Source organism: Leucobacter chromiireducens subsp. chromiireducens, assembly GCF_016758255.1.
Classification (GTDB): domain Bacteria; phylum Actinomycetota; class Actinomycetes; order Actinomycetales; family Microbacteriaceae; genus Leucobacter; species Leucobacter chromiireducens.
On the sequence record NZ_QYAD01000005.1, the window covers coordinates 208,302 to 233,438 of the forward strand.

At 65.0% G+C, this 25,137-nt stretch carries 24 protein-coding genes and 2 tRNA genes; 10 read left to right on the forward strand and 16 right to left on the reverse strand.

All coding sequences use genetic code 11. The features are described from left to right. The first annotated feature begins 33 nt into the window (after window positions 1–33). Genes gmk through D3226_RS13720 form a run of 3 tightly spaced genes read left to right on the forward strand, consistent with a single transcriptional unit; the run spans window position 34 to window position 2,530 of the window. Entirely contained in the window at window positions 34–972 is a 939-nt protein-coding gene (gene gmk / locus D3226_RS13710; protein WP_202383164.1) for a guanylate kinase, read from the forward strand. Beyond that, window positions 972–1,907, forward strand: coding sequence for a DMT family transporter (locus D3226_RS13715; RefSeq protein ID WP_202383165.1), 936 nt, complete (start codon window positions 972–974; stop codon window positions 1,905–1,907). Before gmk ends, D3226_RS13715 begins: the two co-directional genes overlap by 1 nt. Window positions 1,908–1,966: 59 nt before the next feature. Then, a complete protein-coding gene (locus tag D3226_RS13720) occupies window positions 1,967–2,530 on the forward strand; it encodes an HdeD family acid-resistance protein (RefSeq protein WP_202383166.1) in 564 nt (187 codons plus the stop codon). Here D3226_RS13720 and D3226_RS13725 read toward each other — a convergent pair. After that, window positions 2,517–3,302: an AraC family transcriptional regulator gene (locus tag D3226_RS13725; protein ID WP_202383167.1), complete on the reverse strand. Its 786-nt coding sequence runs from the start codon at window positions 3,300–3,302 to the stop codon at window positions 2,517–2,519. The genes D3226_RS13720 and D3226_RS13725 overlap by 14 nt on opposite strands. A 91-nt stretch (window positions 3,303–3,393) precedes the next feature. Between D3226_RS13725 and D3226_RS13730 the strand changes: the two genes are divergently transcribed. Then, window positions 3,394–4,206, forward strand: a complete 813-nt coding sequence (locus D3226_RS13730) for a sulfite exporter TauE/SafE family protein (protein WP_202383168.1) — start codon at window positions 3,394–3,396, stop codon at window positions 4,204–4,206. A gap of 60 nt (window positions 4,207–4,266) precedes the next feature. Here D3226_RS13730 and D3226_RS13735 read toward each other — a convergent pair whose 3' ends face one another. Next, complete coding sequence (locus tag D3226_RS13735; protein WP_202383169.1) at window positions 4,267–5,628, reverse strand: MFS transporter; 1,362 nt, start codon at window positions 5,626–5,628, stop codon at window positions 4,267–4,269. Between the two features lie 173 nt (window positions 5,629–5,801). After that, window positions 5,802–5,878: transfer RNA gene (locus D3226_RS13740), tRNA-Ile, on the reverse strand. Between the two features lie 100 nt (window positions 5,879–5,978). Here D3226_RS13740 and D3226_RS13745 point away from each other — a divergent pair. Further along, on the forward strand, window positions 5,979–6,779 hold the full coding sequence (locus D3226_RS13745; RefSeq protein ID WP_202383170.1) for a tyrosine-protein phosphatase: 801 nt from the start codon (window positions 5,979–5,981) through the stop codon (window positions 6,777–6,779). On the opposite strand, the gene D3226_RS13750 is transcribed toward D3226_RS13745, so the two are convergent. The 4 genes from D3226_RS13750 to D3226_RS13765 form a co-directional block, all read right to left on the reverse strand. After that, entirely contained in the window at window positions 6,776–7,603 is an 828-nt protein-coding gene (locus D3226_RS13750) for a FadR/GntR family transcriptional regulator (protein ID WP_202383171.1), read from the reverse strand. The two genes, D3226_RS13745 and D3226_RS13750, sit on opposite strands and share 4 nt — an antisense overlap. 200 nt (window positions 7,604–7,803) lie before the next feature. Next, window positions 7,804–8,802, reverse strand: coding sequence for an ABC transporter substrate-binding protein (locus D3226_RS13755; RefSeq protein ID WP_202383172.1), 999 nt, complete (start codon window positions 8,800–8,802; stop codon window positions 7,804–7,806). An 84-nt stretch (window positions 8,803–8,886) separates the two neighbouring features. Further along, the gene (locus D3226_RS13760) at window positions 8,887–9,666 is read right to left on the reverse strand and encodes an ABC transporter ATP-binding protein (protein ID WP_237462937.1); all 780 of its coding nucleotides are present in this window, start codon (window positions 9,664–9,666) and stop codon (window positions 8,887–8,889) included. A gap of 5 nt (window positions 9,667–9,671) precedes the next feature. Next, a complete protein-coding gene (locus tag D3226_RS13765) occupies window positions 9,672–10,679 on the reverse strand; it encodes an iron chelate uptake ABC transporter family permease subunit (protein WP_202383174.1) in 1,008 nt (335 codons plus the stop codon). Window positions 10,680–10,822: 143 nt separating this feature from the next. On the opposite strand from D3226_RS13765, the gene D3226_RS13770 reads away from it, so the two are divergent. The 3 genes from D3226_RS13770 to D3226_RS13780 all read left to right on the forward strand — a co-directional run bounded on the left by D3226_RS13770 (window position 10,823) and on the right by D3226_RS13780 (window position 13,337). Beyond that, on the forward strand, window positions 10,823–11,920 hold the full coding sequence (locus D3226_RS13770; RefSeq protein WP_202383175.1) for a ferrochelatase: 1,098 nt from the start codon (window positions 10,823–10,825) through the stop codon (window positions 11,918–11,920). 34 nt (window positions 11,921–11,954) lie between these two features. Beyond that, window positions 11,955–12,677 (forward strand): hydrogen peroxide-dependent heme synthase, encoded by a 723-nt coding sequence (hemQ, locus tag D3226_RS13775; protein WP_202383176.1) that lies wholly within the window; start codon window positions 11,955–11,957, stop codon window positions 12,675–12,677. A 171-nt stretch (window positions 12,678–12,848) separates the two neighbouring features. Beyond that, window positions 12,849–13,337: a Dps family protein gene (locus tag D3226_RS13780; protein WP_202383177.1), complete on the forward strand. Its 489-nt coding sequence runs from the start codon at window positions 12,849–12,851 to the stop codon at window positions 13,335–13,337. Between the two features lie 76 nt (window positions 13,338–13,413). Here the strand turns inward: D3226_RS13780 and D3226_RS13785 are convergent, their stop codons facing one another. From D3226_RS13785 to aceE, 6 genes are all read right to left on the reverse strand, one after another. Then, entirely contained in the window at window positions 13,414–14,655 is a 1,242-nt protein-coding gene (locus D3226_RS13785) for a beta-ketoacyl-[acyl-carrier-protein] synthase family protein (protein ID WP_202383178.1), read from the reverse strand. A gap of 93 nt (window positions 14,656–14,748) precedes the next feature. Beyond that, window positions 14,749–14,997 carry an acyl carrier protein gene (locus tag D3226_RS13790; RefSeq protein WP_017794148.1) on the reverse strand — a complete coding sequence of 83 codons (249 nt, stop codon included), beginning with the start codon at window positions 14,995–14,997 and terminating at the stop codon, window positions 14,749–14,751. 82 nt (window positions 14,998–15,079) lie between these two features. Further along, window positions 15,080–16,084: a beta-ketoacyl-ACP synthase III gene (locus tag D3226_RS13795; RefSeq protein ID WP_202383179.1), complete on the reverse strand. Its 1,005-nt coding sequence runs from the start codon at window positions 16,082–16,084 to the stop codon at window positions 15,080–15,082. A gap of 17 nt (window positions 16,085–16,101) precedes the next feature. Beyond that, window positions 16,102–17,019, reverse strand: coding sequence for an acyltransferase domain-containing protein (locus D3226_RS13800; RefSeq protein WP_202383180.1), 918 nt, complete (start codon window positions 17,017–17,019; stop codon window positions 16,102–16,104). A gap of 131 nt (window positions 17,020–17,150) precedes the next feature. After that, window positions 17,151–18,350, reverse strand: coding sequence for a PucR family transcriptional regulator (locus D3226_RS13805; RefSeq protein WP_202383181.1), 1,200 nt, complete (start codon window positions 18,348–18,350; stop codon window positions 17,151–17,153). A 28-nt stretch (window positions 18,351–18,378) separates the two neighbouring features. After that, entirely contained in the window at window positions 18,379–21,105 is a 2,727-nt protein-coding gene (gene aceE, locus D3226_RS13810) for a pyruvate dehydrogenase (acetyl-transferring), homodimeric type (RefSeq protein ID WP_202383182.1), read from the reverse strand. 331 nt (window positions 21,106–21,436) lie between these two features. On the opposite strand from aceE, the gene D3226_RS13815 reads away from it, so the two are divergent. Together D3226_RS13815 and D3226_RS13820 are read left to right on the forward strand one after the other, a co-directional pair. Continuing rightward, the gene (locus tag D3226_RS13815) at window positions 21,437–21,898 is read left to right on the forward strand and encodes a peroxiredoxin (RefSeq protein ID WP_202383183.1); all 462 of its coding nucleotides are present in this window, start codon (window positions 21,437–21,439) and stop codon (window positions 21,896–21,898) included. A gap of 50 nt (window positions 21,899–21,948) precedes the next feature. Then, window positions 21,949–22,024 (forward strand) — tRNA-Val (locus D3226_RS13820). Here the strand turns inward: D3226_RS13820 and D3226_RS13825 are convergent. The 3 genes from D3226_RS13825 to D3226_RS13835 all read right to left on the reverse strand — a co-directional run bounded on the left by D3226_RS13825 (window position 21,981) and on the right by D3226_RS13835 (window position 25,093). After that, a complete protein-coding gene (locus tag D3226_RS13825) occupies window positions 21,981–23,684 on the reverse strand; it encodes a recombinase family protein (protein ID WP_337249008.1) in 1,704 nt (567 codons plus the stop codon). The genes D3226_RS13820 and D3226_RS13825 overlap by 44 nt on opposite strands. A gap of 324 nt (window positions 23,685–24,008) precedes the next feature. Next, on the reverse strand, window positions 24,009–24,629 hold the full coding sequence (locus D3226_RS13830) for a hypothetical protein (RefSeq protein WP_420029103.1): 621 nt from the start codon (window positions 24,627–24,629) through the stop codon (window positions 24,009–24,011). Between the two features lie 8 nt (window positions 24,630–24,637). After that, a complete protein-coding gene (locus tag D3226_RS13835) occupies window positions 24,638–25,093 on the reverse strand; it encodes a single-stranded DNA-binding protein (RefSeq protein WP_202383184.1) in 456 nt (151 codons plus the stop codon). Window positions 25,094–25,137: the final 44 nt, after the last annotated feature.

A 25,137-nucleotide genomic window follows, 5' to 3' on the forward strand; every position in this document is an offset into this window, starting at 1 on the left:
CTGGCTGGGGGAACGAAGATGAGTGGAGAGAAGATGAGCAACTCAACCGATCCCACCGCACGCTCCATGCCTGCGGTTGATCGCGTCGCGGCGAATCGCGCCGCGATCGCGGCGCGACAGGCGCGCGCCGAATTGAAGCGTCGCTTGCGAAACGGGGAGCTCTCGCCGCTCCGCGTGCTTGAACAGTCGCGTGTTCCGGGAAGCCCCGCAGCGACGCTGCGTATCACCGACTTCCTCCTGTCCTTCCCCGCGATTGGCGTGGTGAAGGCGGAACGCGTGCGTGAACAGCTCGACATCTCCGAACGGAAACGTCTCGGCGGTCTCGGTGCGCTCCAGCGCGAGCGACTTGAGCGTTTTGTGCGTGAACGCACGGGTGCAGAGACGGCCACGGGGCGCCCGCCGCTCACGGTGCTCGCCGGTCCCACCGCGGTGGGCAAGGGCACAGTCGCCGCGTACATTCGCGAGCACTACCCCGAGGTGCGGCACTCAGTCTCCGCGACGACGCGGGATCCGCGGCCCGGCGAGGTCGATGGTTCGCACTACATCTTCGTTGATGACGAGGGCTTTGACCGGATGCTCGCGTCCGATGAACTCCTCGAGTGGGCGACCGTGCACAACAAGCACCGCTACGGCACCCCGCGCGGTCCGGTCGACGAGGCCGCCGCTCGCGGTGAGCTCATGCTGCTGGAGATCGACCTCCAGGGCGCGCGTCAGGTACGCGCGAGCATGCCGGAGGCACGCCTGGTGTTCCTCGCCCCGCCGAGCTGGGACGAGCTTGTGCACCGACTCGTGGGCCGCGGCACCGAGGACGAGGAGGAACGCACGCGTCGCCTCGAGACCGCAAAGATTGAGCTTGCGGCCGCCGACGAGTTCGATGAGATCATCGTGAACGACGAGGTTCCCCGGGCTGCGGCCCGGCTCCTCGATGTGATGCGTGGCGGCGAACGCGACCTCGAGCTGAACGGGGCGTGATGATGCAGGTTGCGGATCTCGACCCCACCCAGTTTCTCGGGATCCCACTCGCGCTAGTGGGAGCTGCGCTCCTCGCCTTCGGCGCGCAATATCAGTCGCGCGGCCTGAACAAGGTCGAGCGCATTGTGGGGGAGAGCGCCGGTTCTGGGCTCTCCTGGGGTCATATCCGCAACCTGCTCCGCCGCCCGTCTTGGGTGGTCGGCACGGTGCTACTCGGCCTGGCGGTCGCCTTTCAGATCGGCTCGCTATCGCTCTCACCGCTGATCATCGTGCAGCCGATCGGCGTGGTCGGGCTCATCATCACGTCGATTCTCAACTCCCGCGTGAGCGGAGTCCATCTCGGCAAGCGCGTCCGTGCCTCCCTCGCCCTCGCGGTACTGGGAATCGTCGCGTTCGTCACAATCGCTGCGTTCACGGCACGGGATCGCCCGGTCACCGACACGAAGCTCATCGTGATTTTGCTCACGTTCGCTGCGGTGCTCGCGCTTTCCCTTGTCCTGTTTGTCGCTTTCCGGCACCGCGGCATTGCGCTCCTCTACATCGTAGGAGCCGGGATTCTCTATGGCTTCGTGGCGACCTTTGCGAAGGCCGTGATCGGCCGGCTGCAGCAGGGCGAGTTCGAGTGGCTCACCTGGGCCTGCGTGGCCGCCCTGGTGGTCGGCGCGCTCCTCGGTATGGTGTTCGTACAGAACGCATACTCCTCGGGGCCGCCGGACCTCGTCGTTGCCGGCCTCACCGTGATCGATCCGATCGTCGCAGTGCTCATCGGCATTGTCGTGCTGCAGGAAGCAGCGGGAGCGCCGGGCTGGGCGATCCTGGTCTACATTGCCTCCGGTCTGGTCTCGATCGCCGGGGTGCTTGGACTCGCGCGGTTCCACCCCCAGGCCGGGGGAGAGGAATCCGCGCAACAGGGTGCACCTGAACACACGGCATGAGATACTGACGACGGGGGCGGCGGTGAGCCCTAACCCCGCAGCCCGAACAAGGAGCGAACATGAGTGAGCAGCCGATCCGGATCATCACGACGGAGTCTCGCCGCGCACCCTGGTGGGTGCTGCTCATCGTCGGCATCTTCGTCGCGCTCGCGGGCATTGGTCTGCTCGTGTGGCCGTTCGTCGCGGCGAGCGGAATGCTCGCGGTGATCTTCGGCGCCGCACTGATTGCGAACGGGCTCGCGATGCTTGTCCGCGGAAGCGCGAGCGTGGGTATGCGGGTGGTCGGCTCAGTTTTCATTCTCGCCGGGATCCTCGCGGTGGTGTTCTCAGCACTCACTGGAAAAGCGCTCGTGATTCTTGTGGGCGCCGCGTTGATCGTCGTGGGCGTCTCCTGGCTCATCCTGTCGCTCCGCATGGCTCGAGGCGGCTCCGGCTTCCTTCTCGTCCCGGGGATCCTCGCGATCCTGGGCGGCGTCTTCGCCCTGATCTGGCCTGCGACGGCGCTTGGCATCGTGGCCTTCTGCGCGGGCATCGCGATGCTGCTCTTTGGTATCTCGCTGTGCTGGGGTGCGGTGCGCCTGCGCGGAACCCGCGTGGAGCAGACCACCATCATCGTCGAGTGACTCGGGGCCCTGAAAGCGCTGATGGCGCGCGGCCGAAGGTGTGCGTGAACGCTGCGGAGAAGCTCGCCGGGCTCGAATAACCCAGCTGCATGGCCACCTCGGTGACCGTGTGCTGCTGTAGCAGCGGGAGCGCCGCGAGCAAGCGCGCTCGCATGCGCCAGGCCGCGGGGCTCTCGCCGACGTCGGCTCGAAAAGCTCGTGTGAAGCTCCGCTCGCTCATCGCGAGCGTCCGCGCCCACTCAGCGTTCGAGACTCCTGCATCAGGCTCCCTGAGGTATGCGCGGCAGAGGCGTACGAACTCTGGCGTGCGAGGGAGGCTGATGTGGAAGGGGAGCGGTGCGAGCTCGTGCAGCTCGTGCAGGAGGAGCGCCGCGAGCGCGCCATCCCTGCCTGCGAGATCGTACTCGGCAGGCATACGCACGGCTGCCGCGAGGAGCTCTCGCAGCAGCGCGGACACCTCGACGACCGTGCACTCCTGCGGCCACCAGGGAACGGCGCTCGGCTCGAGGTACAGACTGTTCGTCACCACGTCGAGCATGCGCACGCGGTGCGGAGTTTCGGGCGGGATCGCGACCGCGCGCTCCGGCGGCACTGTCCACGCGCCGTCAGCTGTTTCGACAAGCATCGTGCCCGTCGCGCCGTACAGGAGCTGCGCGCGGCGGTGCTCGTGCCAGTCGAGCAGGTGGCCGGGCGGGTAGTCGGTCGCAATCGCGACGATCGCTCGCGGCAGTGGATCGAGGTCGGAGAGGAGCGCCTCGTGTGCGGTCGGCATGGTCTTCATCGTACGCGGGTTTGGCTGACAATCTCTGAAACTCTGCCGTACTTCGAATGTCAGCCGCCACTCATGCTGCTGAACTGAATGCATGGACTTTGCGACGCTTGCCGTTCTCTGTGGGATCGGTCTCCTTTCGGGCCTCACCACCGTGCTGTTCGGGTTCGGCGGCGGCTTTGTCGCGGTCCCCGTGATCGCGTGGGCGGACGCCAGCCTCGGTGCGGGAGCACTCACTGTGGCCGTCGCCACGTCCTCCGCTGTGATGCTCGTGGGCGCCGGAGTCGCAACCGCCGCGACCCCACGCCCCACGCTCGCGCAACTGCGCGGCACCCGCGCGCTCCTCCCGTTGCTCGCGCTGGGCGGCGCACTCGGCGCGGTCGCGGGGCTCGGCGCCTCGCCGTGGCTCGTGCGCTGGGGATTTGTCGCGTACCTGTGTGTGACGATTGCCGACCTGCTGCTGCGTCCCGGATTCTTTCGTCCGGTTGCGGCACCGGGCCAGACCGCACCACGGTTCGGCGTGCCGAGCTGGCTCGGCCTGCCGATTGGAGCGCTCGCCGCGTTCCTCGGCGTCGGGGGAAGCGTGATGACCGTCCCGCTGCTTCGTCGCGCTGGCGCCCCCATGTCGGACGCCACGGCGCTCACCAATCCCCTCACACTCGCGCTCAGCGCGCCCGCGCTTGCGGTGTTCCTCACGCTTGGTGGTGGCGTGTCCATGCAGAACGCCCATGTCGGGCTGTTCGGCGCAGTCGATCTCGCCGCCGCTGCCGCCTTGCTCGCAGGGTCCATTCCCGTGATCGTGTGGCTGCGCAGGCGGCCGCTGCGACTTCCTGACCGGGCGCACGCGTGGTCGTACCTCGGCCTCCTGTGTGCGGCCACGCTCGCCATGGCGTGCGCACCCGCGTAATGCAGCGGGGGCGCGGAGTGCATCTGCACTCCGCGCCCCCGTGCCGCGGTGGGCCTCCCGCTACGAGCTCTTCAGCTGCGCGGCATCGCCGGGCAACTGGCCCGCGAAGAGGCCACGCCGGCCCAGAATGAAGGCGATCGTGGCGCCCATGAGTGTGAGCGCCGCGATGAGCAACAGGCCCCAGACCGCAGAACCGGTGGTCTGGCTGACCCAGCCGATCGCGTACGGACCGGCGAAGCCTGCGAGGTTGCCGACCGAGTTGATGAAGGCGAGGCCAGCTGCTGCCGCCGTGCCGGTGAGCAGCAGCGGCGGCAGGCTCCAGAAGAGCGGCGTGGACGAGAAGAGCGCGGACATTCCCACGCACAGCGCGCCGAGCGCCAAGACGGGGGTTCCCTGTGCGGCGACCGCTGCGATGAGCGCAAGCGCGGTGATGGTGAGCGCGATACCGACCTGCCGTGGAATGTTGCCCTGCCGACGTGCTGCACGCTCCCATGGGATCATCACGAGCGCAGCGCACAGGTTCGGGATCGCAACCAGTAGGCCGGTGGTGCCGTTGTCGAAATCTCCCATGCTCTTCACGATGGTGGGCAGCCACAATCCAAGCCCGTACGCGCCGAACACGATGCCAAAGAAGAGGAAGATCAGCGCCCAGAGCTTGCCGTTGCTGAACACCTCACGCAGGCGAATCTTGCCGTGGCGCGACTCGGTGTCCGCCGCCTCGCGAGCGAGTGAATCCGCGATCCAGTCGCGCTCGGCGGCGGTAAGCCACTTGGCATCCTTCGGGCTATCCGGCAGCCACTTCAACACAGCGAACGCGAGCAGCACCGCGGGAATGCCCTCGAGGATGAAGACGAGCTGCCAGCCCTCGAGTCCCCACATGCCGTGAAGATTCATGATCCACCCCGAGATGGGGGCAGCGATCGCGTTTGCGAGTGGGTTCGAGAGGCTGAAGATCACGAGGACCTGCGTGCGATACTCGCGAGGGAACCAGAGCGTGAGGTAGAGCAGCACCCCGGGGAAGAAGCCGGCTTCCGCGACACCCAGAATGAAGCGAATGACACCGAATTGCACTGCGTCCTGCACGAACGCGGTGATGACGGCGACAATGCCCCAGCTCGCCATGATTCGGGCAATCCACTTCCGCGCACCGAAGCGCTCAAGGAGCAGGTTGCTGGGCACCTCGAAGAGGAGATACCCGATGAAGAAGATACCGGCGGCGAGCCCAAACGCGGCCTCGGTCATGCCGAGCGAAGCGGTCATCTCAAGTTTTGCGAAACCGGCATTGTTTCGGTCAATGTACGCAACCAGGTAGAGCACGCCCAAGAATGGGGCGAGGCGCCAGATTGCCTTTTTCATCGCGCTGCGGCCAATCGCCGCCTGTTCCTCCGCGTGCGCGGTCTGCGCTCCGGTGGTGGTCGTCATCTCGTCTCCTTCGGTCCGATGTGCCACATCCCTATATGCTATAGCAAATTAGGCGGCGAGGGAGCGCCGAGTCCCGGGGATGTATCGCCGAGTCTCGATCCGGAAAGAGCGCACCCGCGAGAATCGATACTCCCGCGGCGCACGCCTCGCACCACAGCGGAGCCGGTCATGCATGGTAGGGCGGACGGGGCTTGAACCCGTGACCGGCGGATTATGAGTCCGATGCTCTAACCAACTGAGCTACCGCCCCGAAACAACCCCTCTATCCTATGGGGTCGTGGCGCTCAGGCCGTGCCCCCGCAGAGTGGGTAGGCTGAGATCACTTGCTCGGCACCCGCAAAGGAGCTCCCATGCACACGCTTGACCGCCACATCCCGCTCGGCACTGTTGCGAACCTCCGGGACTTCGGGGGCATCTCGACTCCGACGGGCACGATCGCGCCCGGGCGCGTCCTGCGTTCAGCAAGTCTTGCGAAGCTCGATGCGACAGACGGGGCGGCCCTCGTATCGCGCGGCGTCACCGCGGTGGTGGACTTTCGTACGGCGGGGGAAATCTCCGCAGCGCCAGATCAGTTGCCGCCCGACATCACCAGCTCCGCGCTCGATGTGCTGGCGGATAGCGCGCACGCCGCGGCTGCCGCGAATCTTGCGGAGCTCATGGCGGATCCCAGTCAGTTTCTGACGCTCCTCCAGGGAGGCGACGCGGCCGAGCTCCTCCGCGACTCCTATCGAGACATTGTGGCGCTCCCGTCGGCGCTCGAGGCCTACCGCGAGTTTTTCCGGGGTCTTGCTCACGGCGCTCACGACGAAACGGTGCTCTTTCACTGCACCACGGGGAAGGATCGCACGGGCTGGGCCGCGGTCACGCTTCTCACGATTGCCGGGGCGTCGGAAGCGGACATTCTCGCCGACTACCTCCAAACGAACCGCGACCTTCTGCCCACGTTCTCCCCGCTCTTCGCGCGGGTTGCTGCGGCTGGGGTCGATCCCGATCTGCTCATCCCGTTGCTGGGTGTGGACGAGAGCTACCTCGCGGCCGCTCGCACCGAGGTGCGCACCAGGTTCGGGAATATGTCGAGCTACATCAGCGAGGGGCTCGGGCTCGGCGAGCCGGATCTTGCTGCGATTCGTGATCGCCTCACGAGGGACTAGGGGCGAGCCGGCTCCTGGCCACCCATGCGCAGCGTGAGTTCGACCGGCGCGGACTCATCGCTATCCGGGTGAGCCCCCGGGTCAAAACCCGCGCCAATCAATGACGCTGCGCGCTCAGTCTGTGCGGAGAAGTCAAGCATGTCCGTGCGAAGGCCCAGATCGCGGTCCACATGCAGAGCCATCGAGTGGGCGGCGCTGCGCACGTCGCGCTCGGCGATCGCGTCCAAAACCGCGCCATGATCGAGGTGCATAGTGTCGAGGGTCGTGCCGAGAATAACGCGGCCCTCCGCAGCGGCGCGCTGCAGGAGAGACATCACGCCGAGGTAGAGATCAAGCAGCAGCTTGCTTCCGCTCGCTTCGACCACGAGGAGGTGGAAGGACCCGGGGTTGGTGCTGTGGTCGCACGAGTCGACCGCGCTGCCCGGTGCTGCCTCCTGCGCCCGGCGCACCGCTTCACGCAGGCCCGCGAGCTGCTCCTCCGTGCGGTGCACGGCAGCGTGCTGGGCTGCTTCGATTTCGAGCGAGCGTCGGTAGACGAGCACCTCTTCGAGGTCGTGGTCAGCGAGAAACTCGGTGAGCAGGGTGCTCACCGGCGTCCGTGCGCGCACGAACGTGCCGACGCCCGGCACTGTCTCGAGCATGCCAAACGCTGCGAGGGAGCGCACCGCCTCGCGCACGGTCGATTTCCCGACCCCGATGAGCTCCATGAGCTCGGGCTCCTTGGGAATGAGGGTGCCGACGTCCCACTCGCTGCTCGAAATTTTTTCGCGCAGAAACTCGAGCGTGTCGCGCGCTTTCTGCGATCCGCGTGTTGTGGTAGCCATCGAAGCAACTCCTGTGGAGAAACTGAATACGTGGCTCAACTATAGCGAGCGCGTGCTCGGCGCGGCTGGGCACGCGCCGCCAGCTGCCCGCACTTTTCCCCGGAGAAATCCAAAATCTCGGTGGACTCTCGGGGAATAGCACCGAGATCGAAGATTTCTCCGCGGAGTGGGACGCGGGCAGGCGGCACCCGCGCGTAGCGCTACGGCGCGTCGAGCGTGGCCACCCACTGCGTCAGCGTGGCCAAGCCGTCGACGGTAGAACTCAGGCCGAGGGCCTGCACTTCGCGACCGGTAACGAGCAGCGTGTGCTCGGCACCGGTGAGCGCGGCGACCGCGGGGTTCTTCAGCAGCTCGCTGAAGAGTCGCTCGCCGCTGCCGTTCATATCGACGAGCAGGATGCCGTCGGGATTTGCCTCGATGATTTGTTCGGCACTGATCGGGCCCGTCGCAGTGATCCCGAGCTCCGCGCTCACATCCTGTGCGCCGGTAAGTTCGAGTAGCCGCAGCGGGAAGGCGTTCCCCGCGGTGACAAACGGGCGCCCAGCCTGGTTGCTGAGCACCAGCACTCGCGCGTTGCTCGGAGTCGCGCTCGACGCCAGCCCAGTCTCCAGCTGCTTCGCGAGCGCGTTCGCTGTGTCATCGGCACCCGTCGCCTCTCCGATCAACTCGATGTTTGCGGTCAGCTCAGGGATGCCGGTCCACGAATCGGGAAGCTGCAATGTCGGCACGCCCGCTTGCGCAAACACCCCACCCATCCGCGATTCGGCGCCGTGCCGGGGACTCATGACCACGAGATCGGGATCGAGGGCGATCACCGTTTCCGGGTCGAGCTCCATTGCCACCGGAATCATCTCTGGAACTGCGCTCAGCTCATCAATGTGCCCGCCAAGGGCTGGGTTCAACACCGCTTCGGGCACCAACACGAGATGTTCGGCAAGCCCGAGCTCGGCGAGCACCTCAGCGCTCTCGTAGTCGAGGGCGGCGATCGTCTCGGGTGCCGCCTCGAGCGTGAGGCTCGTTGCCTTGGTACCGTGCGCACCAGGGATCTCGATGGTGCGCGGGAAGCCGGCAGTGTCGTCCGTTGTGGTGTGGTCACTCGCCACAGGTGCTGCTGAACTCGGTGCGCAGCCGCTCAGCAGCAGAGTCAGCGCTGCGGCGGATGCGAGCAGAGCGGAGGAGGTACGTCGACGGGCAAGCACGGCGATCCTTTCGAAAGGTACGGATTCAAGAGTTCAGGGCTTCGGGAATTCAGAGCACGAATGGGGGGATGGGATTCGTTCGCGTCACTCACGGGGCACGATCACGCGTCGGCCGCCGGGCGTGGTGTGCACCTCGGTCGGGACGCCATATGCCGCATGCACGCGCTCGGCGGTGAGCACCTGCTCAGGTGGGCCCGCCACAGTTGTGCCATCCCCGTTGAGCAGGAGCACCGCGGTACTCACGTGGAGCGCGAAGCCCAGGTCGTGCAGTGCGGCGACCACAATCCGACCGCTCGCGGCGAGGGCAGTGATCGTCTGCTCGACCGCCCGCTGGTGCGCAAGGTCAAGCGCCGAGGTGGGTTCGTCGAGGAGCACCACCGGCGTGCCCTGAGCAAGCACTCGTGCCAGGTGCGCGAGCTGACGCTGGCCCCCGGAAAGGCTCCCGAAGCGTCGCGCGTGGAGCTCTGGGATTCCGCTGCGCTGCAGCGCGGATCCAACGGTCTCTGCGACGTTCGTTGCTCCGCCGGCACGCGCGCCCACTCCGACGAGCTCCCCGACGGTGAGCTCGGCGGGCGCTGCCAGATCCTGGGGGAGAAGCGCGAGGGCCTCAGCTCGGGCGCGGGGGCGCATCCGGTCAAGCGGCACACCGTTGATGTCGAAGCTCCCCACGTGCTCGACCCCGGTATGCGCAAGCGCCGCGAGGAGAGAAGACTTCCCCGCGCCGTTCGGGCCGACCAGGCCGAGCACGCTGCCGGGACGAAGTTCGAGGGAGATGGGATCGCTGAGCGTCAGGCCCCCGCGAATAGCGGCAAAGCGAGCGAGGCGTGCGCCGCCGAATGCCGTGCCTTCACGGCCGTGACGCATGCGATTCACGAGCGCGCTCCTCTCCGGAGCAGGAGGGCGAGGAAGACGGGGGCCCCAATCAGCGCCGCCACCACGCCCGTCTGTACCACCACCGCTCCGAACGCCGTGCGTGCAATCGTGTCCGCCACCACCATGAATAGCGCGCCGCCGAGCGCCGAAAGCGGCAGCAGCCGCGCGTGCGATGCGCCGATGAGCAATCGCATCGCGTGCGGCACGACCAGGCCCACAAAGCTGATCACGCCGCTCACCGCGACGGCTGCGCCGGTCACGAGCGAAGCGACGAGTAGCAGGGTGAAACGCTCCCGGTGGACGTGCACCCCGGAAGTTGCGGCGATCTGATCGCCGAGAGCGAGGGCGTCAAGCTGACGATGGCGGCCGAGGATCCAGGCTCCGCCAAGCACGATCGGTGCGACGGCGAGCGCCGCGTGCTGCCAGGTGCGCAGCTCAAGATCGCCGGCGAGCCAGAACATTGCGCTCCGCACGACCGCATCGTCGCTCGCGTTTGCGACGAGGATGTTGATGAGCGCCCCGGCGAGTGCGCTGAGGGAGACGCCGATGAGGATCACGGTGGCAGAGCCGAGGTCACGTCGGGTGTGGAGCACGAACTGCAGCACGAGGGTCACCGCCGCAGCGCCGATGAAGGCGGCGATAGGTATTCCCCACTGGGCCGAGCCGGTGAAACCCAGCGTCATGCTCGCGACCGCACCGACGGCGGCACCGGCAGACACACCCGTAATGCCCGGCTCTCCGAGGGGGTTCCGGAGGATTGCCTGCATCACCACACCGGAGATTGCGAGCGCGGCGCCAACGAGCATGGCCACCACAACGCGGGGCAGGCGTATCGTCCAAAGCACCGCAGAGGTGCGGTGCGGCACATCGTTCGGGGAGAAGAGCCCCGCGAGTGTCTCGCCAACGGGGATCCGCACGATCCCGAGCGCCAGCGAAGCGAGCGAGACGCCCAGCAGCAGGGTCACGGAAAGCCCGGCTGCGAGCCAGATGCGGGAGCGGGGCACGGGGGTCCTGTCGATGAGTGCGTGGCGTGGCCGCGCCTGTGGCGGGCCGAAAACTCGTGCGAATCACGGAATTCCAGATCAGATCTTACACATCCGATGTTATACATCAGATCTACAGGAAAGCTGGTGGTACGGTGCAAAGCATGACGGAAAACGCCCTGCCTTACGACGCCCTCCTCGTGTGTTCTTTCGGCGGTCCGAACGAGACCGACGATGTCATTCCCTTCCTCCGCAACGTCACCCGCGGAAAGGGAATTCCCGAGGCTCGCCTCGCCGAGGTGGGTGAGCATTACCACCACTTCGGCGGGCGGAGCCCCATCAACGAGCAGAATCTTGAGCTCGTCGCCGCGCTGCAGGCGGAACTTGCACGCCGCGAGATCACCCTCCCGGTCGTGTGGGGAAACCGGAACTGGCACCCCTACACGGTTGATACGCTGCGCGACGCTCACGCCTTTGGTGTGAAACGGGTCATCACGCTGGTCACGAGTGCCTACGCATCGTATTCAGGGAGCCGCCAGTATCGTGAGCACCTCGCGGCGGCAACGACCGAGCTGGGCGCCGCTGCACCGGAGATCGACATCCTGCGTCCGTTCTTCAACGACCCGGGCTTCGTGCAGGCAAACCTCGACGCGATCCGTGAGGCGGGCGCCTCCCTCGAGGGCGGTATCGCTGGCGCTCACATCGTCTATGTGACGCACTCGATTCCCGACACCATGCAGGACGCTTCGGCGGTCACCGGGCCGGGGTATCGCGAGCAGCACGAGGACGTTCGCGCGGTGATCGATGCGGCGCTGGCACAGGAGGCCGGGGCCCCGCTGCCCTCGTCGCTCGCATACTGCTCACGCTCTGGCGACCCCCGCACTCCCTGGCTCGAGCCGGACGTGAACGACCACATTGCCGAGCTTGCGCAGGCCGGCGTGACCAAGATTGTCATCGCGCCGATCGGGTTCATTTCGGACCACATGGAGGTCGCATTCGATCTCGACGTCGAGGCGCTGGAAACGGCTGCCGAGCACGGCATCGCCGCGGCACGGGCCGGCACGGTGAGTGTGCGTGAGCCGTTCATTCGTGGGCTTGTGGACATGATCCTTGAGCGTGCGGCCCGCGAGCGCGGAACCGAGGTTCCCGTGGACACCGCCGGTTCGCTCGGGGCTTTCCCTGATGTTGCCCCGCCCGGCAGCTGCCGCATGCGCCACGACGAGGTCACCGGGATTCCCGTCATCGCCGGCGCCGACGACTAGCCGTTCACCACAGCCGAATCTGCCAAGGAGAATCATGACTACGACTACCCCTGTCGTTGACCACAGCGCGCACGCGGAGCGGATCAACGCCGAAACCAACTACACGATGTACGCGGTCTTCCGGGAGACTCGTGCCCAGAGCGGGGTGGGAGTCACCCCCGCATGGCGCGGGATCGCATCCGGTCTGATCGCCGAGCTCGAGGCGATCCCTGGCCTTTCGACGCGTGGCTGGTACGACGTCGCAGGGTTCCGCGCCGACTCCGATCTGATGATCTGGTGGCACGCGCCCACGACCGGCGCGCTGCAGCAGGCGTACCGCACCGTACTTGAGTGGACCGCCGGCCGACTCGAGCCGGTTTGGTCGAACATCGGCGTCCACCGCGCAGCCGAGTTTAACCGCGGCCACGTGCCCGCCTTCCTCGCGGGAGACGCCCCCGGTGATTTCGTGTGCGTGTACCCGTTCGTGCGCAGCAACGACTGGTACCTCCTGCCGGATGCGGAGCGCCGGGAGATGCTGCGCGAGCACGGTGCTGCCGCCCGCGACTACGGCGACGTGCTTGCCAACACGGTCGCATCGTTCGCACTCGGGGACTATGAGTGGCTGCTGGCGTTTGAGTCCGGTGACCTCCTCCGCATCGTCGACCTGATGCGCGAGCTGCGTGCCACCGACGCGCGTCGGCACGTGAAGGAAGAGGTCCCGTTCTTTACCGGACCTCGTGTCGAGCCGCTCGATTTCCTCGCACAGGTGCTCGCGTAGCGGCGCGCAGATGGGGCGGAAATCTTCGCCCCATCTGGCAGTTTTGCGCCGGTTAGCCGAGCCTTTCCTTGCTTGCGCTCCGAAATAATCGGCGTAGCGTAGGTGTTGTTGGTTGATAGGAGCTACGGATCCACACGGTTCAGGCTCATCCAAAACGAAGGGGATCACTTCATGGCAACGACTCAGATCACTGTTCCCGCAGCCCAGGGCGAGCTGCACCGCCCGAGCGGTGTGTCTCAGTACCTCACGCCCGTCGTACACGACCTCATCGCACTGTCGGTGAACGGCAAGCAGGCTCACTGGCACGTGCGCGGCGCGAACTTCATTGCGGTGCACGAGCTCCTTGACGAGGTCGTCGACCGCGCCCGCGACGCGTACGACGAGGTCGCGGAGCGCATCGTCGCTCTGGGCCTTCCCGTTGACGGCCGCATCGGCACCGTTGCGGCCCGCACGACCACTCCCGAGCTCGCCGATGGCTTCCAGCAGGCCGAGGCAGCCATTCGTGACATGGTTGCGCAGATTGACGCGACGTTGGTCACCGTCTACGCGGCGGTAAAGGGCCTCGAGGAGATCGATCCCGTGAGCCAGGACATCGCAATCGCGATCGCACAGCAGCTCGACAAGGATCGCTGGTTCCTCGCCTCGCACATCGCAGCGTAAGCCACGCTCCGCATCAGCGGAGAAACGACTGAGGCCCGCTCCCGGATGGGAGAGGGCCTCAGTCATTTCCGGGTGTCTACGCGTCGTAGGAGCGGATCGCTACAACAGCATTGTGGCCACCGAAACCGAAGGAGTTCGAGATGGCCAGCTGAGGCGCATCACCGAGCTGCTGCGGCGTGCCCGATACCTGAAGCGGAATCTCGGGATCCTGCTCGGAGAGGTTGATCGTCGGGGGAGCGACCCGGTTCTTCACCGCGAGAATGGTGAAGAGCGCCTCGAGTGCGCCGGTGCCGCCGAGCAGGTGCCCGGTCGCACCCTTGGTCGCGGATACGGGAATCTCGTCGATCCGGTCGCCGAACACCTTGCGGAGCGCGGCGTACTCGGCAATGTCACCGACGGGGGTGGAGGTCGCGTGCGCGTTAATGTGCGTGACCTCATCCGGCGTCGCACCGGCCTGCGTGAGCGCGAGCTCAACCGCACGGCTGGCGCCACGACCCTCGGGATCGTTCGCGGTGATGTGGTACGAATCAGCAGTCACGCCTCCGCCCGCGATCTCTGCATAGATCTTTGCGCCGCGAGCAAGTGCGTGTTCCTCGCTCTCGATGACGAGCGCCGCGGCGCCCTCACCCATGACGAAGCCGTCGCGGTCAATACTGTACGGTCGCGACGCGGTCTCGGGGGAGTCGTTGCGCTTCGAGAGTGCCTGCATCGACGAGAACGCGGCAAGCGTGATGGGGTGAATCGCGGACTCCGAGCCACCGGCGATGACCACATCGGCGTAGCCCGCCTGAATGTGCTCGTACGCTGCGGCGATCGACTCGGTGCTCGACGCGCACGCGGAGGCCACGGTACGGGCGTAGGCGCGTGCCTCGAAGTGCATGGACACAGCCGCAGCGGGAGCGTTGGGCATGAGCATCGGAACCGTCAGCGGCATCACCCGGCGCGGCCCCTTCTCGCGGAGGGTATCCCAAGCATCGAGGAGCGACCAGAGCCCACCAATACCGGTGGCCCAGTCAACGCCGAGGCGCTCGGAATCAAGTTCTGGGGAGCCTGCGTCGGCAAACGCTTCCGTCGCCGCAATCAGGGCGAACTGGCTCGAGGGGTCGAGGCGCTTCGCGACGGGGCGCGCGAGAACTTCCTCGGGTCGTACCTTCGCCTCGGCGGCGAAGTGCACGGGAAGGTCGTACTGTGCCACCCAGTCGTGGGCAAGGGTCTTCGCGCCAGAGGCGCCGGCGATGAGCGCGTCCCAGCTCTCCGCGGCAGTTCCGCCGATCGGGGAGGTGGCGCCGATGCCGGTAACGACAATCTTCTTCGTCATGTGTTGGTGCTCCGGTGTGGTGAAATCCTGGGCTGGGCGTGGGTTCCGGGCGGGGAGACGGGCAGGTGCCCGTCTCCCGGCAGCCGGGGCGTCTTAGGCCTGAGCCTTGACGATGAAATCGACGGCGTCGCCGACGGTCTTGAGGTTCTTGACTTCCTCGTCGGGGATCTTCACGTCGAACTTCTCCTCCGCGTTGACGACGATCGTCATCATGGAGATCGAGTCGATGTCGAGATCGTCGGTGAACGACTTATCGAGTGCGACGACGTCAGCCGCGATCCCGGTCTCGTCGTTGATGAGCTCTGCAAGACCTGCGAGGACCTCTTCGTTGCTGAATGCCATGGTGTTTCTCCTTAGATTGGTTCTGGCTGATGAAGTGTATCGGGGCGTCGCCGCCGCGGGCGGGAGCCGCGCGCGAGAACGCCTACGGGAGTTCGACGACCTGTGCGCCGTAGACGAGACCGGCGCCGAAGCCGATCGTCAGGGCCAGGCCACCGGACAGTTCGGGGTGCTCTTCGAGCAGTGCGTGCATCGCAAGCGGGATCGATGCTGCGGAGGTGTTGCCCTGCATCTCGATGTCTCGGGCAACGACGACGCTCTCCGGCAGCTTCAGCTGCTTCGCGAACTCGTCGACGATACGCGCGTTTGCCTGGTGGGGGATGAACGCCGCGAGATCCTTCGCCTCGATGCCCGATTCCTCGAGCGTCTGGCGCGCGACCTTGGCCATCTCCCAGACGGCCCAGCGGAACACGGTCTGGCCGTCCTGGCGGAGCGTCGGCCAGGCGACCTCGGTCGGATTGTTCCGGTACTCCTCGAACGTCGAGGTCATCCGGATCGTGTCCCATTTCTCGCCGTCCGAGCCCCACACGGTCGGGCCGATCGCAGCGTGATCGCTGGCCCCCACCACGACAGCACCGGCGCCGTCAGCGAGCAGGAAGGAGATGCTGCGATCCGTGGGGTCCACGAGATCCGACAACTTCTCAGCGCCGATGACGAGCACGTTGGTGCACACGCCCGAACGCACCAGAGCATCCGCCTGCGCGACGCCGTACACATATCCGGCGCATGCGGCCGAGATGTCGAACGCGGCGGCGGGGGTCAGGCCGAGTCGGTGCGCGGCGAGCGAGGCCATGGAGGGCGTCACTGCCACGTTCGAGATCGTGGAGATGATCACGCCATCGATCGCGGGGCGGTCGAGGCCGGAGCGCGTGATTGCCTCTTCACCTGCGGCAACCGCGAGGTCGACGGCCGAGAGCTCTGCGCTCGCTCGGCGACGCTGGATGATGCCCGTGCGCTGCCGGATCCACTCGTCCGAGGAATCGATCGGCCCGACGAGATCATCGTTCGGCACATCGAGGTCGCCGCGGGCGGCGCCGATGGAAAGGATCCGGGAGTGCATCGGCCCGGTGGGCTGCACGAGAGGAGACATAGTGAGGTGTCCTTCGGTCAGGCGGCGTCGGCGATCAGAGCGACCGCCGCGTCGAGATCGGCGGGTGACTTGACGGCGACCGCGGGCACGCCCTTGAGCGCGCGCTTCGCGATACCGGTGAGCGCCCCCGCGGGAGTGAGCTCGATGAGGCCGGTGATGCCGGCCTCCTGGAAGTCTGTCATGCAGGCGTCCCAGCGCACGGGCTGTGCGATCTGCGAGACGAGCAGCTCGACGTACTGTGCGCCGCTCGCAACGCGCGACCCGTCGGCATTCGTCCACAAGGGGTGGCTCGGGTCTGTCGCGGTGACGTTCGCGGCCGCGTCGCGCAGGGCGGGGATCGCGCTGGCCATGTACTCGGTGTGGAACGCGCCCGCCACCTGCAGTGCGATCACGCGTGCGCCGCGGGGGGCATCCTCAGCGAGCGCGGCAAGAGCAGATCGGGATCCGGCAGCGACGATCTGCCCGCCGCCGTTGCGGTTCGCAGGCGTCAGTCCGTGTGCGGCGATTCGTGCGAGCACGTCGTCCTCAACGCCACCGACCACAGCTGCCATGCCGGTCTCTTCGCGAGCAGCGGCCTCCGCCATCGCGCGGCCGCGCACTCCAACGAGCTCCAGTGCGTCCCCGGCGGTGAGGACGCCCGCTGCGGTGGCCGCAGCGAACTCGCCAACCGAGTGACCGGCCACGCCAACGCCGCTGAGGTCTGTGCGCGCGGAAAGCTCACGCCAGGCCAGAATGCTCGCGGCCACAATGAGCGGCTGGGCGATCGCGGTATCGCGGATAGTGTCGGCGTCGCTCTGCGTACCGTGAGCGATGAGGTCCACTCCGGCGCGTTCGGAGGCCTCGGTGAGGAACTCGCGGCCGCCGGGCAGCTCGAGCCACTCGCTCAGAAAACCGGGGGTCTGGGAGCCCTGTCCAGGGCAGGCGATGACAATCACGTGTTCCAGTTTCTCAGATCAGGGGCGCTCATCCTGCATATTCCCCACCATAAATCCAAAAGATCGTTGTAGAGATCGCGTATTTTTGGTGGAATCCGGCGCGCCTGCGCTCGTCCCAGGGGGCTCGGCAGCTACTTCTGGGTACTCGGACGGCGGCCGTGCTGCGCGATGGAGCCCGCGATCAGTGCGGATTGCAGGATCAGCGCTTCGCGGGCGCCAGTCGCGTTCCAGCCGATGACATCGGACACCTTCTTGAGCCGATAGCGCACGGTGTTGGGGTGCACGAACAGCTCGCGGGCGGTGGCCTCAAGCGAGCGTCCGTTGTCGAGATAGCACCAGAGCGTTTCGAGCAGTTCGCCCGAGTGTGCGGCAAGCGGCTCGTAGATCTGCTCGATCAACGTGCGGCGAGCAAGCCCGTCTCCGGCGAGCGCACGCTCGGGGAGGAGGTCGTCCGCGAGCACCGGGCGCGGCGCCTTTCGCCACGATCGCGCGACCGCGACGCCTGCGAGCGCCGCTCGAGCGCTCCGCGATGCGTCAACGAGGTTGGCCACCGCCGGTCCGAGCACGAGTGGTCCATCGGAGAATCCGTCCGCAAGCCGAGTCGCAATCTCGATGAAGGGGAGTGGCTCCGGTGCTGGCGTTGCTGACGAACTCTCCTGTTGTGCGGGGTCGACGCGGCCGAGCACCAGCACCAGGCGGGTGCCCTGCAAACCGATGAGCACGTCGGCCCCGGCGTGGCGTGCCGAACGACGCAGCTGATCAACATCGACGGTGCGCTCAGCAGAACCGACGAGCACCGCCGCTTCACCGTCACCGTGCCACCCGAGGGCGGCGATGCGGCTCGGCAGCTCGTCGTCGCTCTCGCCCGTGAGGATCGAGTCGACGACGAGCGCCTCAAGGCGTGCGTCCCAGAGACCGCGCGCCTCCGCGGCGCGGGCGTAGACGTCCGCGGCCGCGAAAGCCACGTCCCGGGAGTAGTGCATGATCGCTTCCCGGAGCGCTTCGCTTCGGGGCCCGACGCGCTCTTCGACGACCGTGACCACTACGCGAATCAGCTGCAGGGTCTCCTGCAGACTGATCGAGCGCAGTAGTTCGCGCGGCGCAGCGCTGAACACGTCGGAGGCGATCCAGGGCGTTGAGGTGGGGTCCTCGTACCACTGGATGAAGGAGGTGATACCGGTCTGCGCCACGAGCCCCACCGCAGAACGGCGGCTCGGCGGCATACTTCCGTACCAGGGCAGCGTCTCGTCGAGGCGCGTCAGAGTCAGCGTGGACAGCTCACCGGTAATGGTGCGCAGCCACGCCAACTCCTGCTCTTTCGCACGGTCCATCAGCGACCGACCCTCCGAGCCATCTTTCCTACGCGTCCCCGCCCGCGCCGCCGGTGGTGCCGGCGTTCACGTCGTTCAGGCGGTACTGTGCCGCGGCGCGTGCCGGGATGTCAGCGGCGATCTTGCCCTGCGCGGCGAGGCGCTGAAGCACCTTCACGACGACGGACTCGCGGTCGATGCCGAAGTACCGACGTGCCGCTGCGCGCGTGTCCGAGAAGCCGAAGCCATCGGCTCCAAGCACCGAGTAGTCACCCGGGACGTAGGGGCGGATCTGCTCGGGCACCTGGGTCGCCCAGTCGCTGACCGCAACCACGGGACCTTCAGCACCTGCGAGCTTCTCCGTGAGGTACGGCGTGCGCGGCGTCGCCGCGAGATCGCGAAGTGCATCGCGCTCTGCCGCCGCACCGTCGCGCTGCAGCTCGTTCCAGCTCGTGACGCTCCACACGTCGGCGGCCACGTCCCAGTCCTTCGCGAGGAGCTCTGCGGCTTCCCGCGCCCACGGCACAGCGACGCCGGAGGCGAGGATCTGCGCGCGGTGCGTGCCCGAGCTCGCAGCCTGCACGCGGTGGATGCCCCGCACGATGCCGTCGACGTCCACATCCGCGGGCTCCGCGGGATGAATCATCGGCTCGTTGTAGACGGTGAGGTAGTAGATCACATTGGGATCCGGGTGGGTGCCGCCGTACATCCGCTCGATACCGGCGCGCATGATGTGCCCGATCTCGTACCCGTATGCGGGGTCGTATGCGACCACTGCGGGGTTGGTCGAAGCGAGCGCAAGCGAGTGTCCGTCCGCGTGCTGCAGTCCCTCGCCGGTGAGCGTGGTCCGCCCGGCGGTGGCACCGATCAGGAAGCCGCGAGCCATCTGGTCGCCAGCTGCCCACAGCGCATCGCCGGTGCGCTGGAAACCAAACATCGAGTAGAAGATGTAGACCGGGATGAGCGGCTCACCGTGCGTCGAGTACGAGGTCCCCACCGCGGTGAAGGCCGCCGATGCGCCGGCCTCGTTGATGCCCACGTGGATGAGTACACCCTCGGGGCTCTCCTTGTAGGCGAGCAGCAGGTCGCGGTCGACGGAGACGTAGTTCTGACCGTGCGGGTTGTAGATCTTCTTCGTGGGGAAGAAGGAGTCCATCCCGAAGGTGCGTGCCTCGTCGGGGATGATCGGAACGATGCGCTTGCCGAACTCGCCGTCGCGCATCAGGTCCTTGAGCAGGCGCACGAACACCATGGTGGTCGCGGCTTCCTGCGTCCCCGAGCCCTTCGCCGCGATTGCGTACGATTTCTCGACGGGCACGGCAAGGTCAACGTGCGTGGATCGGCGCTCGGGCAGGTAGCCGCCGAGTGAGCGTCGACGCTCGTGGATGTACTCGATCGCCTCGTCCTGTGCGCCCGGGTGGTAGTACGGCGGGCGGTACGGATCCGCTTCGAGCTGCGCGTCCGTGATCGGGATGTGCATCGTGTCGCGGAACATCTTCAGATCTTCCAGCGTCATCTTCTTCATCTGGTGCGTGGCATTGCGCCCCTCGAAGTGGGGGCCGAGGCCATAGCCCTTGATCGTCTTCGCGATGATGACGGTGGGACGCCCCTTGTGCTCCATCGCCGCCTTGTAGGCTGCGTAGACCTTGCGGTAGTCGTGGCCACCGCGGCGAAGGCCCCAGACCTGCTCGTCCGAGTAGTTCTCAACGAGGCGCAGCGCGCGCTCGTCGCGTCCGAAGAAGTGGTCGCGCACGAAGCCGCCATTCTCCGCCTTGTAGGTCTGGAAGTCGCCGTCGGGCGTGGTGTTCATCAGGTTGAGCAGCGCGCCGTCGGAGTCACGGTTGAGGAGGTCATCCCACTCGCGTCCCCAGATCACCTTGATGACGTTCCAGCCCGCGCCACGGAAGTAGCTCTCAAGCTCCTGGATGATCTTGCCGTTGCCGCGAACGGGGCCGTCGAGGCGCTGGAGGTTTGCGTTGATCACGAAGGTGAGGTTGTCGAGACCCTCGTTCGCCGCAACCTGCAACTGGCCGCGGCTCTCCACCTCGTCCATCTCCCCGTCGCCGAGGAAGGCCCAGACGTGCTGGTCCGAGGCGTCCTTGATGCCGCGGTTCGTCAGGTACTTGTTGACCTGCGCCTGGTAGATGGCGTTGATCGGGCCGAGCCCCATGGAGACCGTGGGGAACTGCCAGAAGTCGGGAGCGAGTCGCGGGTGCGGGTAGGAGGGGAGCCCGCCACCAGCGTGCGACTTCTCCTGGCGGAAGCCATCGAGCTGATCCGCGGTGAGCCGACCCTCGAGGAACGCGCGCGAGTACATGCCGGGGGAGGCGTGGCCCTGCACGAAGATCTGGTCACCGCCGCCCGGGTGATCCTGGCCGCGGAAGAAGTGGTTGAAGCCCACCTCATACAGCGACGCCGCCGAGGCGTACGTCGAGATGTGTCCGCCAACGCCGATGCCGGGCGCCTGCGCGCGGTGCACCGTCATCGCTGCGTTCCAGCGGATCCAGGAGCGGTAGCGGCGCTCAAGCTCTTCGTTGCCGGGGAAGTCCGGCTCATCCTCAGAGGCGATCGTGTTGACGTAGTCCGTCGTGGGGACCTGCGGCACATTCAAGTGAAGCTGACGCGAGCGGTCCAAGAGGCTCGTCATGATTTCGCGACCGCGGCCAGCGCCGCGCTCCTCCACCACCGCGTCGAGAGACTCGCGCCACTCGGCGGTCTCCTGGGGATCCAGATCGTCGCTGTCGGGTGCGTACGGATCCTGCGTGTTCACAGCCAAGATTGTGCTCCATTCACCAGAGGCGTGCTGCGCTTGCGAAGCGGCTTGATGCGACGGAACGCAGCACGAGAGGCGCCCGCGTGGTTCGCGGGTGTGATTCCCACACTATCGAACATCCACGATGTGGAATGGTATGAGATTCGGATCCGCGTGCCTGCATGGCGAAAAGTCGCGGATGCGCCGGGCGTTTCGTGCGGTCGCCGCGCCCGGGAGCAGGGGTGATTCGCAGAATGTTCGGACACCCGACATGTTCTGTCGGCGCCGCCTCCTCGCTAGTGTTGAGCCGACGGACTGTTCACCCCGGTGCTTCGCACCGAGAAAGGAGCACACTATGGTGCTCGAGGTCGGCGCACAGGCGCCCGATTTCACCCTGTCGGATCAGCACGGTGAAGAGCTGACGCTCTCGGAGCTCGTGGCGGAGGGGCCGGTTGCTCTCGTCTTCTTCCCGCTTGCGTTCTCCGGAATCTGCACGGGCGAGCTGTGCGAGCTGCGTGACAACCTCGCTATCTTTGCCGATAGCAAGGTTCGCCTGCTCGGCATCTCGGTTGACTCCGTGTGGGCGCTGAAGGCGTGGGCGGATCAGGAGGGCTACGAGTTCTCGATCCTCTCCGACTTCTGGCCGCACGGCCAGGTCGCCAAGGAGTACGGTGTCTTCGTCGAGGAAGCCGGCATCGCGACGCGCGCCACCCTCGTGATTGGTGAGGATCGTCGCGTGCTCGCATCCTTCGAGACTGCTCCCGGCGAGGCTCGCGACTTCGCGTCGTACCGCACGGCACTCGCGGAAATCGCCTAATTCGCATTCGCGGATCGGAATCCCCTACACTTGGGGAGTCCGATTCGCTCGGGCCTGTAGCTCAGCTGGTAGAGCGCCACGTTTACACCGTGGATGTCGTCGGTTCGATCCCGGCCGGGCCCACCATAAGTTGGATGTTCAAACATGCGACATCAGCATGATTAACTTCCTCCCCTCCTGCACGTAGCCTGGCCTCTTCAGCCAGGGCTACGTTGTGGGTCTCTGCGTTGAGCAGCACGTCGAATGGCTCGCCAGGTTCGGCATCCACCATTTCAGTGCCTTCTATCTCGTAGATATTGATGCGGGCGAAGAATGCTTGATTGCAAATGCGCCGAAGCGAATCATCGAGACTCAGATATATCGCGTACATGTCTCCAGCCAAAGTAAGACAATCTTCAAGGTGTCCTTTGGCGCGGTCGTACTCGATTTCGCCGGCTTCGATCTGTGCGTCAAGGAATGAAAGACGTCTCGCGATCCGGTTTTGCTCTTCTTTGAGGAGGTCAATCGGCACTGCACCAGCATGGTGCGCATGGAGAAGGCTTCGCCTCTCGTTTCTCAGTGCCTCACGTTCAGAGTTAAAGGTTTGGCGCTCTGCTTTACTCGCATTTCGAAGATCATCAAATTGTCGAATCAACATGTGGTGAAGCGCAGTCACAATGTGTTCAGGAATCTGCACTCGTCGGTAGTGCTCCTCGACTTGACGTTCGACATCAGGGATTGGCATTGCCTGGCGGATACAGTTGGTGCGCTTAGAGTGCCGACCTGAACAAATAAAGTACGGATAAACGACCCCTCTCCCGTTCTTCGCATGAGACACCATGAGCCGAGAATCACAGTCACCGCAGTAGATCGAGCCTTTGAGGTAATGCTCGTGTGTCTGTGTTTTCTCGCCCGAGACTTGGTTGGCCGTCAGTACGTTCTGGACCCGATACCAAAGTTCGGTACTAACGATTTGCTCATGTAAACCGTCATACCGAGCGCCTCGAAAAATCACGTCACCTTTGTAATAGGGGTTGGAAAGCATCTGCTGAATGGTCGTCAGCCCTGGCGCTTTCGACGGACGTTTTGGCGTTGGCACGGTTGTTAGGCCGCGGTCTACAAGTTCACTATGCAATCTCGTTGTTGAATAGTTTCCCGTGGCATAGGCTTCAAACGCCCACCGAACAAGTGCAGATCGGTGTGGGTCTTGGATGACTGTGGGAACGTCACGCCCCAGTTCATCGCGTTTATGAACGTTGAGATACCCAATTGGGGCTCGCGCGACGGTGCCGCCAGTTGAGGCTTTTTGGATCATGCCCTTGGCTACTTCGTTTGCAAGGTTCCGCGAATAGAACTCCGCGATGGTGGACATGATGCCGTGAAGCAGCATTCCAGATGGTGTTTCATCAATGTTCTCTGTCGCGGAAACCAGCATTACGCCGGCTTCTTTGAGCGCAAGGTGGATAGCGACGTCGTCAGCACGGTTACGAGCGAGGCGATCAACTTTGTGAACTATGCAATACGCGACATGGTGAGTTTTGACGTACTCAATCATTCGCATAAGCTCCGGACGATCAGCCTTTCGAGCCGACTCTCCCGCGTCGATGAACTCTTCGATGACGATCGCGTTGAGATCGCGAGCCTTGCGTAAGTTGGCTTCACGCTGTGCTGGGATCGAGAACCCTTCGGCACGCCCACCACGCTCTGCTTGTTCCTTGGTAGAGACGCGCAGATATGAAACCGCGAGCGTAGTTGTCTCGCCAAGCCGGTCAACGCTAGATTGCGTTCGTTGTTGATCGATAGTCACGAGTCGTGTTTCCTCTCACCAATGGTGGGAGCCAACGTGAATTTAAAAATCACGTGGTGCGACTCGTAGATGGGAAACACGACCACTGCTCAACACAGAGGTAAGCCACTAGGGCAAAAAGACTGCGCACCCGACCAAACAGGTCGCGGCGTTGAGACCTATTCTATGTCCTGTCGCTCATCCTCAACAGGTTGCTCAGACATGGATGATTCAGATCGTGATACTGCCATGCCAAGGAACATCTGCGTCAACTTGTGCAAGTCAGTCTGCCTCAGCGGAACTGCTTCAACCCGGAATCGTCGAAGAGACTTCTTTCCCGTCTGATCATGCCGGGACATCGGGCTTCTCCTGATTGGACACAATGGCCGCAAAAAACTCATCCTCTACGCGAAGCCTTCGTTGTACATCGGCATGGATGAACTCAACGAAGTCTGCTTCTCGGTTCCGAATAGTGGCGTCTTCAACTGGCTCACTTGGGGCCTCACCCGGCCATGTTGTCTGGCGGGTCGGACGGTCGGTATCGAGGCGTGTACCAGAGGCCGCAACCCAGTCTCGAAGTCGCTGCCGCGCGTCTGCAAAGTCACGATGCCACACCAGGGGTGCACTGCCCTTCGCCTCGATGTCATAGGCGCAAAGCCAGTGCAGGTGTAGCGCGGAGAGCTCCCACACGAGTTCAGGATGCCGGTGCCAGAATGGCGGGAGCACCGCAACAGGAAGCCCATAGGTGCGTCGGAGCCAGTGCACCCATTGATTCAGTGCAAGCCATTCCTCTTCCGCGGCTTCCGCAGTGAGGAGATTCCAGTTCACCGGGCCGGGCGGTCCTGGCAGTTCTGTATCTTCGAGCATCATCGTACTGTCGGGGTCGTAGCTTTCATCGAACTCGGTTTCCGTTACATACTCCGATTTGTTACCGGTGTCCTCGGCAGGTCCGTGTTCCGTTGCCATTGTTCCTGTCACCTGCCCAGTGATGCTGCGGAAGCCGCTGGAGCTGCTTCCATATTTTGTGTTGGATCATCGATTCCGGTGCTGAGCGGATCAGATGGTGTGCGGCGTGTGCGTTCCACGGTGTACCGAGTACGAGCGAGGTCATGCCCGATCTTCTTGGCGATGAACTCTTCTCCCAGCACCGTTTCTTCGCCAGAGCTCGGCAGATCATATTCACGTGTGTATCCTTCGGCTACGAACCGGTCTCCCTTGGCAAAGCGTGCGTGCGCGCGTTCTGCAGTTTTCCGGTAGATGACGAGGTCATGGAACGTTGCTTCGAGTTGCGTGAACGACCCGTCGATTTCTTTCTGGTAATGCTCTTGGCCGACCTTCATGTACAGCCGGGCATCCCCACGTTCGGTATACGTGAGTTGCGGGTCAGAGGCTATGAATCCGGACATGGATTGTTGCGTGTGGATGGCCATTGGACGCTCCTCAGTTCGTTCGCTACACGGAATGTGTGGCGGTA

Excerpts from the sequence above, each read along its gene's own strand:
- gmk (WP_202383164.1), top strand. The coding sequence starts at position 34 with ATGAGCAACTCAACCGATCCCACCGCACGCTCCATGCCTGCGGTTGAT.
- D3226_RS13715 (WP_202383165.1), top strand. The coding sequence starts at position 972 with ATGATGCAGGTTGCGGATCTCGACCCCACCCAGTTTCTCGGGATCCCA.
- D3226_RS13720 (WP_202383166.1), top strand. The coding sequence starts at position 1,967 with ATGAGTGAGCAGCCGATCCGGATCATCACGACGGAGTCTCGCCGCGCA.
- D3226_RS13725 (WP_202383167.1), bottom strand. The coding sequence starts at position 3,302 with ATGCCGACCGCACACGAGGCGCTCCTCTCCGACCTCGATCCACTGCCG.
- D3226_RS13730 (WP_202383168.1), top strand. The coding sequence starts at position 3,394 with ATGGACTTTGCGACGCTTGCCGTTCTCTGTGGGATCGGTCTCCTTTCG.
- D3226_RS13735 (WP_202383169.1), bottom strand. The coding sequence starts at position 5,628 with ATGACGACCACCACCGGAGCGCAGACCGCGCACGCGGAGGAACAGGCG.
- D3226_RS13745 (WP_202383170.1), top strand. The coding sequence starts at position 5,979 with ATGCACACGCTTGACCGCCACATCCCGCTCGGCACTGTTGCGAACCTC.
- D3226_RS13750 (WP_202383171.1), bottom strand. The coding sequence starts at position 7,603 with ATGGCTACCACAACACGCGGATCGCAGAAAGCGCGCGACACGCTCGAG.
- D3226_RS13760 (WP_237462937.1), bottom strand. The coding sequence starts at position 9,666 with ATGCGTCACGGCCGTGAAGGCACGGCATTCGGCGGCGCACGCCTCGCT.
- D3226_RS13770 (WP_202383175.1), top strand. The coding sequence starts at position 10,823 with ATGACGGAAAACGCCCTGCCTTACGACGCCCTCCTCGTGTGTTCTTTC.
- hemQ (WP_202383176.1), top strand. The coding sequence starts at position 11,955 with ATGACTACGACTACCCCTGTCGTTGACCACAGCGCGCACGCGGAGCGG.
- D3226_RS13780 (WP_202383177.1), top strand. The coding sequence starts at position 12,849 with ATGGCAACGACTCAGATCACTGTTCCCGCAGCCCAGGGCGAGCTGCAC.
- D3226_RS13785 (WP_202383178.1), bottom strand. The coding sequence starts at position 14,655 with ATGACGAAGAAGATTGTCGTTACCGGCATCGGCGCCACCTCCCCGATC.
- D3226_RS13790 (WP_017794148.1), bottom strand. The coding sequence starts at position 14,997 with ATGGCATTCAGCAACGAAGAGGTCCTCGCAGGTCTTGCAGAGCTCATC.
- D3226_RS13795 (WP_202383179.1), bottom strand. The coding sequence starts at position 16,084 with ATGTCTCCTCTCGTGCAGCCCACCGGGCCGATGCACTCCCGGATCCTT.
- D3226_RS13805 (WP_202383181.1), bottom strand. The coding sequence starts at position 18,350 with ATGGACCGTGCGAAAGAGCAGGAGTTGGCGTGGCTGCGCACCATTACC.
- D3226_RS13815 (WP_202383183.1), top strand. The coding sequence starts at position 21,437 with ATGGTGCTCGAGGTCGGCGCACAGGCGCCCGATTTCACCCTGTCGGAT.
- D3226_RS13830 (WP_420029103.1), bottom strand. The coding sequence starts at position 24,629 with ATGGCAACGGAACACGGACCTGCCGAGGACACCGGTAACAAATCGGAG.
- D3226_RS13835 (WP_202383184.1), bottom strand. The coding sequence starts at position 25,093 with ATGGCCATCCACACGCAACAATCCATGTCCGGATTCATAGCCTCTGAC.